A 14071-nucleotide genomic window follows, 5' to 3' on the forward strand; every position below is an offset into this window, starting at 1 on the left:
GGGAGCACGTGATGCGAACCCCTGCCCTGACCCTCTGCTGCCTCCTCGCGGTCGCGTGCGGCGGCGACTTCTCCAACGACGACCTGGAGTTCCAGAACGCCCTGCCCCAGCGCGAGGACCTGGCCGCGAAGCTGCCGGACAGCGCCCGCTCCAGCCAGGGCGTGCGCACGCGGGGCCAGGCCTTGAGCCGGGCGCAGGTGCTGGGCGGGCCGTCGGAGCTCGCCCTCCAGGCCTACGCGGCGGGCACGCAGTTCAACACCGACGTGGACGGCCTGCTCGCCCTGCTGGAGGTGTTCCGCCACGTCCCCCCCACCACGCGGGAGCCGGACCGGCGCGTCTGGGGGCCATTCCCCGCGGACGGCCACCCGGGCCACGAGCTGCGCTTCGTGATGGAGCGCCAGGGCAGCGACTTCGGCTACCTCCTCCAGGTCCGGCCCACGGGCGGCGGCGAGGCCGCGTGGTGGACCTACGTGCCCGGCACCTTCAAGGCGGATGGCGGCATCCGCAAGGGAGAGGGCTCGCTCGCCATGGACCTCAAGGAGGCCCGCGCGCGCGGGTTCGAGCCGCAGGACGCGAACCTGGTGGAGCGGCTGGACATCCGCTACCAGACGAAGGTGCTGCCCTCGAGCGTGGAGCTGCTCGTCTCCAGCCTGGGGGGCGCGCTGCCGCTGGCGCGCTACGCGTCGCGCCGGACGCCGGAGGGGTTGGGGGAGATGTCCTTCCGGCTGCCGGGGGAGGACCTGATTCCCGGCGGGCTGCTGGAGACGCTGGACATCGTGGCGCGCTGGACGCCGGACGGCCGGGGCGTGCTGGTGCTCAACATCCTGGACGGGGACGCGAAGGGCGCGCAGTACACGGAGTGCTGGGACACCCGGACGCGCATCACCTTCATGCAGCGCAACTGGGACTTCATCACCCCCACCGAGGGCGACCGCCGCACCTGCCCGGACGTGTCCGCGCTGGCCCCTCAACCCTGAAGAGGCCGCCCGGGCTCAGGGCCGGACAGCAGCCGGGCGGACATTCTCCAGGCCGTGGAAGGTGACGCGCGGGGTGGATTCTCTATGCTGGCGGCTGTTTCCCCGCGCCCCCATGCCCAACTCCTCGCTTCTCACCGTCTTGAAGAGCCGGCGCGTCTGGCTCCTGATGGCCGTCGGCTTCGCGTCCGGCCTCCCCCTGTGGCTGACCGGCGTCACGCTGTCCGCGTGGATGAAGAACGAGGGGGTCAATCTCAAGACGATTGGCATCTTCAGCCTGGTGGCGCTGCCCTACACCTTCAAGGTGCTGTGGGCGCCGCTGATGGACCGCTACACCCTGCCCTTCCTGGGCCGGCGGCGCGGCTGGATGCTGCTCACGCAGGTGCTGCTCATGGGCGCCATCTCCGCCATGGGCCTGGTGAACCCGAAGGACGCCCCGCTGGCCATGGCGTGCATGGCGGTGGTGGTGACGTTCCTGTCCGCCAGCCAGGACATCGTCGCGGACGCGTGGCGCACGGACATCCTCCCCATGGAGGAGCGCGGGCTGGGCAACTCGCTGTACGTCACCGGCTACCGGCTGGGCATGCTCGTGGCGGGCGGGCTCGCGTTCATCCTGTCGGACCACCTGGGCTGGTCGCGGACGTACTACGTGATGGGCCTGCTCATGGGCGTGGGCGTGGTGGCCACGCTGGTGGCCCCGGAGCCCCAGAGCGTGCGGCCTCCGCGCAACCTGGGGGACGCGGTGGTGCGGCCCTTCGTGGACTACTTCCGCCGCAAGTACGCGCTGGGGGTGCTGGCGTTCCTGGTGCTCTACAAGCTGGGGGACGCCATCGCCGCCAGCATGGTGACGCCCTTCTACATCGAGCTGGGGTTCTCCAACACGGAGATTGGCACGCTCAGCAAGACGCTGGGCATGGTGGCCACCATCGGCGGAGGCCTCCTGGGCGGCGTGCTGATGGTGAAGCTCAGCATGCGCCGCGCGCTGTTCATCTTCGGCGCCGCGCAGGGGCTCACCAACCTGGCCTTCATGGCCCTGGCGATGGTGGGCAAGAACGACCTGATGCTCGCGAGCACCATCGCCGTGGACAACGTGTGCACGGGCCTGGGCGTCACCGCGTTCGCGGCCTTCGTGATGTCGCTGTGCCACAAGAGCTTCAGCGCCACGCAGTACGCGCTCCTGTCCGCGCTGGGCACCATCGCCAACCGGCTCATCGGCTCCGTGTCCGGCTACCTGGCCACGTGGATGGGCTGGCCCACCTTCTTCGCCTTCACCGCCGCGGCGGCCATCCCCGCGCTGGTGCTGCTGACGTTCCTGCCAGAGGACGCCGCCCAGCCGCAGGAGGACGAGCCCCCCGCGCCGGAGGCCCTCCCGCCCGCAGAGTCCTCCGTCGCCGTGGCGCGCTGACGGCTTCCGGACACGCGTCCCCGTCCCCACAGCCCGCGCCCCGCCCGCTACTGGACGGAGCGCGTCAGGACGGGTGAGGCGCGCGACAGGGCCGCGACTTCGCCTCCCCTCCGAAGGCGCGCGCGGCTAGGGTTGCCCCGTCATGGCACACCCTTCCGCTGGCAAGCCCCTCTCGCGCGACCTGCTGATCAACCCCGACACGCTGCGCGCGCAGTACTACGACGACACGCCCGACGCGTCCGTGGCCGAGCAGCGCGTGGCCTTCGGCACCTCCGGTCACCGGGGGAGCGCCGCGCGCCGGAGCTTCAACGAGGCGCACATCCTCGCGGTGGCGCAGGCCCTGTGCGAGTACCGCAAGCAGCAGGGCTACGACGGCCCGCTGTTCCTGGGCATGGACACGCACGCGCTCTCCGAGCCCGCCCAGCGCACCACGCTGGAGGTGCTGGCCGCCCACGGCGTGGAGGTCCGCTACACGGACGGCGCCACGCCCACGCCGGTCATCTCCCACGCCATCCTCACGTACAACCGGGGCCGCACGAGCGGGCTCGCGGACGGCATCGTCATCACCCCGTCCCACAACCCGCCGGAGGACGGCGGCATCAAGTACAACCCGCCCAACGGCGGCCCCGCCGACACGAACGTCACGTCCCTGGTGGAGAAGCGCGCCAACGAGCTGATGGCCGCGGGCAACAAGGGCGTGCAGCGCGTCCCCTACGAGAAGGCGCGCGCGAGCGCCACGGTGAAGGCGTACGACTTCATCACCCCGTACGTGGCGGACCTGGCGAACGTGGTGGACCTGGACGTCATCCGGGGCGCGAAGCTGAAGCTGGGCGCGGATCCGCTGGGCGGCTCCAACCTGCACTACTGGGCGCCGCTCGCCGCCAGGTACGGCCTGGACCTCACGGTGGTGAACCCCACCGTGGACCCCACCTTCGGCTTCATGCCCGCGGACCATGACGGGAAGATCCGCATGGACTGCTCGTCGCCGTACGCGATGGCGAACCTGGTGAAGCTCAAGGACCAGTACGCGCTCGCGTTCGGCAACGACACGGACGCCGACCGCCACGGCATCGTCACCCGCAGCATGGGGTTGATGAACCCGAACCACTACCTCGCGGTCGCCATCCACTACCTCTTCCGCAACCGCCCGGGCTGGAGGGCGGACGCGGCGGTGGGCAAGACGCTGGTGAGCAGCAGCCTCATCGACCGCGTGGGCAAGGACCTGGGCCGCCGCGTGGTGGAGGTGCCGGTGGGCTTCAAGTGGTTCGTGGACGGACTGCTGGACGGCTCGCTGGGCTTCGGCGGCGAGGAGAGCGCGGGCGCGTCCTTCCTGCGCAAGGACGGCACCGTGTGGACCACGGACAAGGACGGCATCATCCTGGACCTGCTCGCGGCGGAAGTCCTCGCGCGCACCGGCAAGGACCCCGGCGAGCACTACCAGGAGCTGGCCAGGAGGTTCGGCGCGCCGCTGTACACGCGCATCGACCAGCCGGCCACGTCCGCGCAGAAGGCCGCGCTGAAGAAGCTGTCGCCGGAGGCGGTGAAGGCCACGTCGCTCGCGGGCGAGCCCATCCTCCAGCGCCTCACGCGCGCGCCGGGCAACAACGCGGACCTGGGCGGCCTCAAGGTGACGACGGAGAACGGCTGGTTCGCCGCGCGCCCGTCCGGCACGGAGGACGTGTACAAAATCTACGCGGAGAGCTTCCGCGACCAGGCGCACCTGGACGCCATCGTCCAGGAGGCGCGCGCCATCGTCGGAGACGCGTTCGCCGGAAAGTAGGCGTGGACGCAGGCGCCTCGCGCGGGGTTCGATGCCGCGCGAGGAGCCCCACCCCCCATGGACGTGAAAACCATCCTGCAGTACGTGCTCGCGCTGTTCATGGTCGCCGCGGGGGTGAACCACTTCCTCAAGCCCCGCATGTACATGCGCATCATGCCGCCGTACCTGCCCCGGCCCCGGGAGCTGGTGCTCATCAGCGGCGTGGCGGAGGTGCTGCTGGGCATCTTCCTGCTGGTGCCCGCCACCACGCGGCTCGCGGCGTGGGGCCTGGTCGCGCTGTTCGTGGCGGTGTTCCCCGCGAACCTCCACATGGCCCGGCACCCGGAGCAGTTCCGGAAGATTCCCCCGGCCCTGCTCTGGGCGCGGCTGCCGCTCCAGGCCGTGCTCATCGCCTGGGCGCTCTGGTACGCCTGAGCCTGCTCAGCGCCAGAGCGGCGCGTGGTCCTCGATGTACTGGCGCACCGTGCGCGTGGGCCGGCCCAGCAGGTGGGTGAGCGTGGGGTCCACCTTCTCCGCCTTCCCGAAGCGAAGCCCCACGTGCAGCAGCGTCTGCATGCCCAACTGGCCCCAGGACAGCCGGCGCTGGTGCAGGTGGCGCACGTAGCCGGGCACCGACGCGGGCACGTAGCGGATGGGCCGGCCCAGCACCTCCGACAGCACGGACGCCACCTCGTCGAACGTCACCGCCTCCAGCCCGGTGAGCGTGAAGGCGCGGTTGCGCAGCGACGTGTCCAGGAGCGCCCGCGCCGCCACCTCGCCCACGTCGCGCACGTCCACGAAGGCCACCTTGCCGTGGCCCGCGGGCATGTAGAGCCGGCCGTCCTGGCGGATGTCCTCGCGGTACGCGTCCCCCAGGTTCTGCGCGAAGAACGCCGGGCGCAGCAGCGTCCACCCCACGTTGGCGCGCATCAGGTGCTCCTCCACCGCGTGGTGCGGTGCCCACGCGCGCGTCTCCGCGCCCGCCATGGACAGGAACACCACCTGCTTCACGCCCTGCGTGGCGGCCGCGTCGATGAACGCGTGGAGCGCCCCTTCCGCGTGGGCGAGGGCCGGCGGGCGCATCAGGAACACGCCCCGCACGCCCTCCAGCGCGGGGAGGAACGTCTCCGGCCGCAGGAAGTCCAGCGGCGCCGGCATCACGTCCCCGTCCATCTCCTTGAGCAGCGACACCGTGTGCTCCGGCGACTTCACCGCCGCGCGCACCGCCACCCCCTCGGACAGGAGCGCGCGCACCACCGCGCGCCCCACGTTGCCCGTGGGCCCCGTGACGAGCACCGGCCCACTCACCACGGCCACCCCTCCGCCAACCGCCGGACCCGCCCGGCGCCAGACGACGCTCCTGCGCTCATGAGGAACCTCCTCCCGCGAACCCGCCCCCTCCGGAAACCGGCGGATGGCGGGGTGATTCAGACCCACCCTGGCGTCCCATTCCCTACTCCGGAAGAACGCACCCCTCCTGATCCGTTGAGGCCTGCGCTCTCAAATTCCGGAGGTTGAGAATGGAGCGTACGTCAGCCAACACCTCGCGTGTGGGAGGGCCGGCTGCCGGGCGCCCGGCGGACCTTTGGGCCCGCCATCCTTCCTTGACTGATCCGAACCCGCTCTTTAGGTTGAGAGGCTTCCACCGGCTCTGAGTCCAGAGCCAAGAAGGATGTTCCATGGCCCGCGTTACCGTTGAAGACTGCCTTCCCTACGTGGACAACCGGTTCGCGCTGGTGCTCCTGGGCGCCAAGCGCGCGCGCCAGCTCATGGCCGGCGCCCGGCCCATCATCGAGACCTCGAAGAACAAGCCGCCCGTGCTCGCCCTGCGCGAGGTCGCCACCCAGCGCGTGAAGTTCGACCGCGACGTGCGCGAGGCGCTGTCCGGCAAGTACGTGGGCGAGGAAGCCAAGAAGTAGCTTCGCGTCACCCCGGCTCCTTCCCCTCCATGGGGGGAGGAGTCCCGGGCGCCAGGCCCTGGGCGCGCATCCACCGCAGCGCCCGGCCGGCGACGGCCTTCTCACCCTTGTAGCCCAGCGCCGGAATCAGCCCCTCGAGCGGCATCCAGCGCACCTCGTCCACCTCCACGCGCGGCCCCGGCAGCGGCCCCAACTCCCCCGCCTCGTAGCGGAAGAGGAAGAAGTGGACGCGCTTGAAGATGCGCTGCCCCCGGAACTGGTAGACGTAGCGGATCTCCCCCAGGGGCGCGAGCAGCGCCACCGCGGACAGCCCCGTCTCCTCCTTCACCTCACGCCGCGCGGTCTGCTCCGGCGTCTCGCCCGGATCCACGTGGCCCTTGGGCAGCGCCCACAGGTGACGCCCGTGGGGACGGATGACGGCCACCTCCCAGGTCCCGTCCTGGAAGCGGATGACAATGCCTCCTGAGGACGCCTCGCGCGGCATGGGCTCCACCCTACCCGATGCAGGCGGCGGCCGGGACCCTCAACCGCCGTGCGCGAAGTGGCGCAGCTTGGCCTCCGCCCCCAGCCGGTAGGCATAACGCAGGTCGCCGAGGAGCCGATCCAACCGCCGGCTCAGGACGTGCCCCATGAGCCGCGCGCAGAAGCGCCGGGACAGCCGGTTCGCCTCCTCGTAGCGCCAGCGCTCCTCCACGGACAGCAGGGGCTGGTAGGTCACGCGGTCGAAGAGGCGGCCCAACAGCTCCCGCGCCCACCCGGCCACGCCCTCGCCCCAGCGGTGCAGGAGGCACACGACGAACTTGTCCACCTCCGCCTGGGCCTCCAGCTCCAGCAGCGACACCGTGCGCTCGTAGTGCGCCGTGTGCGCGACGTAGAGGAAGTGGCTGACGCCCTCCGTCACCTGGCAGTAGCCGTCCAGGTCGCCCTCCAGCACGGAGGCCAGCGGGCTGGCCGCGTAGCGCGCCATGCGCTCGCGCAAGGCGGGGTCCAGGTAGAGCGCCACCTCCAGGTCGCCCCGGGCCTCCAGGACGAGCAGCTCCTCCGGCGCGCGCCCGGTGCCGCCCAGGAGCGCGGCGACCTGCGCGTCCACCACCACGAAGGCCTCCGCGCGGGCCTCGCACTGGAAGCCGTAGATGGCCTCCAGGTGGGCCTGGAGGCGCCCCACGAGCGGGAAGTCCCCGGCGTCAGTTGGCAAGCGGCCCCTTGCGCGGGACCCAGCCCGCGTCCACCAGCACGCGCTCCAGCTTGTCGTTGCCCGTGCGCACCCAGGACTCGTAGACGCGCAGCGCGCCCGCGGGCCCCGCGCTCACCAGGCCGCGCGCGCTGATCTCCTCCAGCAGCTCCGCGAGCGAGCGGAACTTGTCGCACAGCTCGCGGTACACGCCGGTGAAGCCGCCCGGGGGCACCAGCTCCGCCACCTGCCCGTACGCCGCGCCGCCCATCTGGATGTAGTAGTCCGGGCCCACCATCCCCTGCTGCAGCGCGCCGGAGAAGAAGCCGACCTTGTAGAGCGACACGTCGCCCAGCCGCCGCAGCGTGCGGATGCGCTCCTCGCGCTCCTGCTGCAGCGAGCGGTGGTACAGCTCCGCCAGCGGCTCGTGGTCCCGCCGGCCCTCCGCGTCACGGCTGAACAGCTTGTCCGTGGCCGCGAACTCCGCCAGCAGGTTCACCAGGTAGAACTCGGTGGACTCGCCCAGCGCCACCCGCTGCCGGGCCGCGACCTCCAAGAGGAGCTCCCGGAAGAACTCCTTCAGCGAGGAAGAGGACGTCACCAGTCCGCTCATCGACCACACCTCCCGGATGAAGCCTGGAAGGCCCCCGGGCCAGCGCCCGGACCCTCCAGGACACGCTCAGGCAAGCGTAGTCACGTCTCAAGGCGCCGGCAAAAGGCACTTGAGTCTTATCAAGCACTTACGCTGGCACTCAGCCGCGGCGAGTGCCAACGTCCGGACACCCGGCACGGCCTTGCGGGCAGGTGCGACCCGCGGGAATCTTTTTCGGAAAAGCCCAATCAGGACGGGAGTTTAGCGGCATCCGGACAGATGGCCCGACGTCGCTTGACGGGGTGAAGTCCCTGGTTATTATCCGCCGCGCCTGGGCGTTAGCACTCAGCGGGTGCGAGTGCCAACGCCGGGGCCCACAGGCCCTTTTTCAACAACCCCTGCGGCATCCCGGTCCGGACCTTCCGTCCGCCTCCGGCCGCCGCGATTCACAGGAGCAAGCCATGAAGATTCGTCCCCTGCAGGATCGGCTCATCATCAAGCGCGTCGCCGAGGAGAACAAGACCAAGGGCGGCCTCTTCATCCCCGACACGGCGAAGGAGAAGCCGCTCGAGGGCAAGGTGATCGCCGTCGGCAACGGCAAGGTGCTGGAGGACGGCAAGGTGCGCGCCATGGACATCAAGGCCGGCGACACCATCCTCTTCAGCAAGTACGCGGGCACGGAGATCAAGCTGGACGGCGAGGATCACCTGATCCTCCGCGAAGAGGACGTGCTGGGCATCATCGAGAAGTGAAGCCCGCCGTCTCTCTTCCCACCCACAACTTCTAGAGGATTCAGACCATGGCGAAGGACATCATTTTCGAAGTGCGCGCGCGTGACGCCATCCTGCGCGGCGTGAACATCCTGGCCGACGCGGTCAAGGTGACCCTGGGGCCCAAGGGCCGCAACGTCGTCATCGAGAAGAGCTTCGGCTCCCCCACCATCACGAAGGACGGCGTGACGGTGGCGAAGGAAATCGAGCTGGAGAACAAGTTCGAGAACATGGGCGCCCAGATGGTCAAGGAGGTCGCCTCCAAGACCTCCGACGTCGCGGGTGACGGCACCACCACGGCCACCGTGCTGGCGCAGGCCATCTTCCGCGAGGGCGCGAAGCTGGTCGCCGCGGGCCACAACCCGATGGACATCAAGCGCGGCATCGACAAGGCCGTCGCCGCCATCACCGCCGAGCTGAAGACGCTGGCGAAGCCGACCAAGGGCAACAAGGAGATCGCCCAGGTCGGCACCATCTCCGCGAACGGTGACACCACCATCGGCCAGATCATCGCGGACGCGATGGAGAAGGTCGGCAAGGAGGGCGTCATCACGGTGGAAGAGGCCAAGGGCCTGGACACCACCCTGGACGTCGTCGAGGGCATGCAGTTCGACCGCGGCTACCTGTCCCCGTACTTCGTGACGGATCCGGAGCGCATGGAGGTCGTGCTGAACGACGCCCTCATCCTCATCCACGAGAAGAAGATCTCGTCGATGAAGGACCTGCTCCCCATCCTGGAGCAGGTGGCGCGCGCTGGTAAGCCCCTGCTGATCATCGCCGAGGAGGTCGAGGGCGAGGCCCTGGCCACCCTGGTGGTGAACAAGATCCGCGGCGTGCTGAACGTGGCGGCGGTGAAGGCGCCGGGCTTCGGCGACCGCCGCAAGGCCATGCTGGAGGACATCGCGGTCCTCACCGGCGGCCGGATGATCGCCGAGGACCTGGGCATCAAGCTGGACACGCTGACGCTCCAGGACCTGGGCCGCGCCAAGCGCGTCACCATCGACAAGGACAACACCACGGTCGTCGACGGCGCGGGCAGCCAGTCGGAGATCGAGGCGCGCGTGAAGCAGATCCGCGCCCAGGTGGAGGAGACCTCCAGCGACTACGACCGTGAGAAGCTCCAGGAGCGCCTCGCGAAGCTCGTGGGCGGCGTGGCCGTCATCAACGTGGGCGCCGCGACCGAGACGGAGATGAAGGAGAAGAAGGCCCGCGTGGAGGACGCGCTCAACGCGACCCGAGCGGCCGTGGAAGAGGGCGTCGTCCCCGGCGGCGGCGTGGCCTACATCCGCTGCCTCAAGGCCCTGGAGACCCTGAAGGTCGCCGACGGTGAGAAGTCCGGCGTGGACATCATCCGTCGCTCCGTCGAGGAGCCGCTGCGTCAGATCGTCGGCAACGGCGGCCTGGAGGGCAGCGTGGTGGTGAACAAGGTCAAGGAGGGCACGGGCGCCTTCGGCTTCAACGCCGCCACGGGCACCTACGAGGACCTGCTGGCCGCGGGCGTCATCGACCCGGCCAAGGTGAGCCGCACCGCGCTGCAGAACGCCGCGTCGGTCGCCTCGCTGATGCTCACCACGGAGGCCATGGTCGCCGAGCGCCCGAAGGCGGACGACGACAAGGGCGCCGCGGGCGGTGGCATGGGCGGCATGGGCGGCATGGGCGGTATGGGCGGCATGGGCATGTAGTCGCCCCACCCGTCCCCCAGCAGTCCCGGGGATGGACCTGACGGCCTCCGGCGCCCACCTGGGCTCCGGGGGCCGTCGTGTTTCAAGGGGCCAGGCACGCGCGAAGGCGATGGCCTCCCGTGCAACGGCCCCTTAGGTTTGGCATCAAGAGAGCCAGGAGGAATTCCATGAAGCCCGTGAAGATCTACACGACGACCTACTGTGGCTTTTGCGTGCGCGCGAAGGACCTGCTCAAGCGCAAGGGCGTGGCCTACGAAGAGGTGGACGTCACCGGGGACGACGACGCCCGCGCGAAGCTGGTGGAGATGAGCAACGGTCAGCGCACCGTGCCGCAGATCTTCATCGGCGACACGCACGTGGGCGGCTACTCCGACATGGCCGCGCTCGACCGCGAGGGCAAGCTGGACGGCATGCTCCACGCTTGAGCAGCCGGGCGGCCGGGCCCCGTGCCCGGACGCCACCCGCGTCCCCGCGTGCCTACCTTCTTCGCCAAGGCATTCACCCCTTTCACGGGAGGAACACCATGGCGGGCGGACAGGAAGTCACGGGGACCCGGGATGAGCACCACGACCTCATCAGCACGCTCTACCACCTGCTCAAGGGCGCGTCGGTGAGCGCGCAGTACCTGCGCGACGCGCAGGCCGCGGGAGATCAGGAGCTGGCGCAGCTCTTCCGCGACTGGCAGGACGAGCAGCGTAACCTGGCCGAGCGCGCCAAGAACCTGCTGGGCGCGCGCATGATGAACGCGCAGGCCGGCACGGGCCGTGCGGCCGCGTCAGGCGCGGAGTCCAAGAGCACGAAGCGCAGGACGAACGCGGAGGTGCCGACGCGCGAGGTGAAGGGCCCCACCAACGCGAGCGTGCGCTCCGGCGGAAGCCCCGGCGACGACGAGGTGGACGAGCAGTCCAAGGAGTCGTTCCCCGCGAGCGACGCACCCGCGAAGTACTGAGGCGAGGGGAAATCCGGATGGCAGGCCCGACGTCCCCGGTAGGGGCGGACGGGCCCCTTCTGTCTTCATCTTCAACGGACGTTTCCGCGTCTACTTGTTCCGCTTGCCCCGTGTGTGCAGTCCCCCCTAAAGAGGCGGGATTCAGGGCGACGAGGGGTGTTTTTGCCCCCCACGCCCCGTTGCGACCAGGGGTTCGTGACCATGATTGACAGACCGGATGTCACCGAAACCGTCCACGCGGAGCGCGAAGGCCAGGCCACGCGCGTCCCCCTTCAGGAGTGGACGGTCGAGGTGGTGAGCGGTCCGGACAAGGGCAAGAAGGTCACCACCCAGGACTCGCTGGTGCGCGTGGGCTCCGACGCCGCGGGCGACCTGGTGCTGAGCGACCCGACGGTGAGCCGCCGTCACCTGGAGGTGGAGCGGCTGCCGCAGGGGCTGTTGCTGCGCGACACCGGCAGCCGCAACGGGACGTTCCTCGACGGGCGCCGCGTCCTCCAGGCCTTCGTCTCCAGCGGCGACAAGGTGGAGCTGGGCAAGACGAAGCTCGCGGTGAAGGTGGCCGCCCGCGCGACGGAGGTGGAGGTCGCGGGCGCGGAGTCCTTCGGGCAGCTCGTGGGCAGCTCGGAGAAGATGCGCTGGGTCTTCACGGAGCTGCGCCGCATCGCGCGCGAGGACATGAACCTGCTCGTCGAGGGTGAGACGGGCACGGGCAAGGAGCTGGCCGCGCGCGCGGTGCACCAGCACTCGCTGCGCCGCCACGGCGCCTTCAAGGTCGTGGACTGCAACCTCATCTCCGAGGAGAAGGCGGAGCGCGAGCTGTTCGGGGGCCTGCGCGCCGGGGAGAACGAGGACAAGGGCGCGCGCGGCATCTTCGAGGCGGCGCGCGGCGGCACCCTCTTCCTGGACGAGGTGGGCGAATTGCCCCTGTCCGTGCAGGGCAAGCTCCTGCGCGTGCTGGAGACGCGCGAGGTGCCGTCGCTGGACGGGCAGCCGGTGGCGGTGGACGTGCGCGTCATCGCCTCCACGCACCGCAACCTGGAGGAGGACGTGCGCCAGGGCCGCTTCCGCGCGGACCTCTACTTCCGGCTCGCGGTGGCGCGCGTGAGGCTGCCGCCCCTGCGCACCCGCCGCGACGACATCCCCACGCTGGCGCAGGCCCTGTCGCGCGGCATGAAGGCCGCGCTGGAACTGACGCCGCAGACGCTGGCCCTCTTCGAGGGCTACGACTGGCCGGGCAACGTGCGCGAGTTGCGCAACGTGCTGGAGCGCGGCGCGCTGATGCAGGAGACGGGCAACACCAGTTGGCTGGACTTCCTGGCGCACGCGCCCAAGCGCACGGAGGGCACGGAGCCCGCCACCAACGTGGCCGCCATCGTCACCGGCATGCCGTACCACGAAGCGAAGGACCGGGTGCTCGCGGACTTCGAGCGGCTGTACTTCGCGGAGGTGATGCGCGAGGTGTCCTTCGACATGAAGGCCGCGGAGCAGCGCACCGGCCTGTCCATGCAGAGCCTCTACCGCCTGTTGAAGAAGAACGGGCTCCGCCTCAAGGACCTCAAGAACGCCGAGGGCCTGGAGAAGTGAGCGCCCGACCGCAGTCCCCACCCCAACCGGGAGAAAGCCTCACCATGCTGAAGCGTCTCGCCGTCGCCTCCGTCATCCTCACCGCCGCCTGTGCGGGCCAGCAGAAGACCGAAGCCACCGAAGGTCAGAAGCAGATGACCAAGGAAGAGCGGCTGCGCATCACCAACCAGCCCCCGTTCGACCTGGCGACCTGCTTCCCCCACGAGCAGACCCTGCCCTCCCCCGCCAACGAGGGTGTCCTCGTGGGCGCGCTCCTGAGCGTCCGCCCGGACGTGCTGGAGTGCCTGGTGGATCCGGCCAACCGCGGCGCGGCGGCCAGCACCAAGGTGACGGTGAAGTCCACCGTCAACGCCCAGGGCGTCACGCACGCCGTCACTAGCGACAACCTCACCCCGGCCGGCATCGGCTGCGTCCAGCAGGTGCTGGACACGCACGTGAAGCCCGCGCCGCTGGCGGCGGACGCGAAGCCGGTGGAGGCCTCGTACGAGTACGACCACGCCACCGCCAACAACCCCTCCGTCACCATGGGCATCAACGAGGGCTCGGACTTCTCCGGCGCGGTGCGCCTGGCGGAGAAGAGCTGGTGTGACTGCTTCGCCGGCTTCAAGACGTCCACGCCGCCGGTGCTGACGTCCGACATCCACATCGTGAAGGGCCAGCCCAACCCGACGGAGGTCGTCTTCAAGCCCTCCGGCAGCACGGAGGGCGACCAGTTGGCGTCCTGCCTCCAGGCGAAGGTGGCCGCCATGCCGGCGACGACGACGGGCGAGCTGAAGTTCCCGTTCCGCTTCGTGTTCTTCAACTCGCAGGCCCCGGTGGAGGCCTCCGCGAGCATGCCGCCGGAGCTGCGCTTCTTCCAGTTGGAGCTGGCGCGCACCCAGTCGGCCGCCGCGTCCGCCATCGCCTTCGGCGCGCGCACCAACGCGGCGGACACGTATGACGCCGTCGTGCAGAAGTACACCAAGACGAAGGACTACCGGCTCTTCGACGAGCTGTCCTCCAAGTGCCAGGCGCTGGTGGACTCGGCCACCAGGTGGGTGGACGCGCTCAAGGCGCAGGAGACGGTGGACCAGACGACCCTGACGCTGGTGCAGGAGCTCAAGGCCCAGAAGGAGGATTGGGCCCCGGTGGAGACCGCCAGCCAGGAGGCCCTGGCCAACACCCAGAAGGACCTCGCCGCCGCCCAGCAGCGTCTGGCCGCGGACCAGGGCGCCTGCCCGAAGAAGAGCTACGCGCCGGCGAAGAAGAAGTAGTCCTTCGACGCCG

General features: G+C 70.1%; 15 protein-coding genes. 11 read left to right on the forward strand and 4 right to left on the reverse strand.

Features of this window, described 5'->3' with window-relative positions:
• Positions 1-11 precede the first annotated feature (11 nt).
• From K8556_RS20395 to K8556_RS20410, 4 genes are all read left to right on the forward strand, one after another.
• A complete protein-coding gene (locus K8556_RS20395; RefSeq protein ID WP_223741748.1) occupies positions 12-977 on the forward strand; it encodes a hypothetical protein in 966 nt (321 codons plus the stop codon).
• A 112-nt stretch (positions 978-1089) separates the two neighbouring features.
• Complete coding sequence (locus K8556_RS20400) at positions 1090-2379, forward strand: MFS transporter (protein ID WP_223741749.1); 1290 nt, start codon at positions 1090-1092, stop codon at positions 2377-2379.
• A 142-nt stretch (positions 2380-2521) separates the two neighbouring features.
• Positions 2522-4159: a phosphoglucomutase (alpha-D-glucose-1,6-bisphosphate-dependent) gene (gene pgm / locus K8556_RS20405; RefSeq protein WP_223741750.1), complete on the forward strand. Its 1638-nt coding sequence runs from the start codon at positions 2522-2524 to the stop codon at positions 4157-4159.
• 57 nt (positions 4160-4216) lie between these two features.
• Positions 4217-4573 (forward strand): DoxX family protein, encoded by a 357-nt coding sequence (locus K8556_RS20410; RefSeq protein ID WP_223741751.1) that lies wholly within the window; start codon positions 4217-4219, stop codon positions 4571-4573.
• 6 nt (positions 4574-4579) lie between these two features.
• Here K8556_RS20410 and K8556_RS20415 read toward each other — a convergent pair whose 3' ends face one another.
• Positions 4580-5455, reverse strand: coding sequence for an SDR family oxidoreductase (locus K8556_RS20415; RefSeq protein ID WP_223741752.1), 876 nt, complete (start codon positions 5453-5455; stop codon positions 4580-4582).
• Positions 5456-5817: 362 nt separating this feature from the next.
• Between K8556_RS20415 and rpoZ the strand changes: the two genes are divergently transcribed.
• Entirely contained in the window at positions 5818-6057 is a 240-nt protein-coding gene (gene rpoZ / locus K8556_RS20420; protein ID WP_014395366.1) for a DNA-directed RNA polymerase subunit omega, read from the forward strand.
• 7 nt (positions 6058-6064) lie between these two features.
• Here the strand turns inward: rpoZ and K8556_RS20425 are convergent, their stop codons facing one another.
• From K8556_RS20425 to K8556_RS20435, 3 genes are read right to left on the reverse strand one after another with little or no spacing between them, the layout of a single operon-like run.
• The gene (locus K8556_RS20425) at positions 6065-6541 is read right to left on the reverse strand and encodes an NUDIX hydrolase (RefSeq protein ID WP_223741753.1); all 477 of its coding nucleotides are present in this window, start codon (positions 6539-6541) and stop codon (positions 6065-6067) included.
• Between the two features lie 39 nt (positions 6542-6580).
• Positions 6581-7252: a hypothetical protein gene (locus tag K8556_RS20430; RefSeq protein WP_223741754.1), complete on the reverse strand. Its 672-nt coding sequence runs from the start codon at positions 7250-7252 to the stop codon at positions 6581-6583.
• Positions 7242-7841, reverse strand: a complete 600-nt coding sequence (locus K8556_RS20435; protein WP_223741755.1) for a hypothetical protein — start codon at positions 7839-7841, stop codon at positions 7242-7244. The genes K8556_RS20430 and K8556_RS20435 overlap by 11 nt, the downstream gene beginning before the upstream one ends.
• Before the next feature lie 440 nt (positions 7842-8281).
• On the opposite strand from K8556_RS20435, the gene groES reads away from it, so the two are divergent.
• From groES to K8556_RS20465, 6 genes are all read left to right on the forward strand, one after another.
• Positions 8282-8572 carry a co-chaperone GroES gene (groES, locus tag K8556_RS20440; protein ID WP_014395362.1) on the forward strand — a complete coding sequence of 97 codons (291 nt, stop codon included), beginning with the start codon at positions 8282-8284 and terminating at the stop codon, positions 8570-8572.
• Positions 8573-8619: 47 nt separating this feature from the next.
• Positions 8620-10272, forward strand: coding sequence for a chaperonin GroEL (gene groL / locus K8556_RS20445; protein WP_120591818.1), 1653 nt, complete (start codon positions 8620-8622; stop codon positions 10270-10272).
• 167 nt (positions 10273-10439) lie between these two features.
• A complete protein-coding gene (gene grxC, locus K8556_RS20450) occupies positions 10440-10697 on the forward strand; it encodes a glutaredoxin 3 (protein WP_223741756.1) in 258 nt (85 codons plus the stop codon).
• A gap of 98 nt (positions 10698-10795) precedes the next feature.
• Entirely contained in the window at positions 10796-11221 is a 426-nt protein-coding gene (locus K8556_RS20455; protein ID WP_223741757.1) for a hypothetical protein, read from the forward strand.
• Between the two features lie 201 nt (positions 11222-11422).
• A complete protein-coding gene (locus K8556_RS20460; protein WP_223741758.1) occupies positions 11423-12805 on the forward strand; it encodes a sigma 54-interacting transcriptional regulator in 1383 nt (460 codons plus the stop codon).
• A 44-nt stretch (positions 12806-12849) separates the two neighbouring features.
• Positions 12850-14058 carry a hypothetical protein gene (locus K8556_RS20465; RefSeq protein ID WP_223741759.1) on the forward strand — a complete coding sequence of 403 codons (1209 nt, stop codon included), beginning with the start codon at positions 12850-12852 and terminating at the stop codon, positions 14056-14058.
• The last annotated feature ends 13 nt before the right edge of the window (positions 14059-14071 follow it).

The sequence above is a fragment of the Corallococcus sp. AS-1-12 genome, assembly GCF_020036995.1.
Taxonomy (GTDB): domain Bacteria; phylum Myxococcota; class Myxococcia; order Myxococcales; family Myxococcaceae; genus Corallococcus.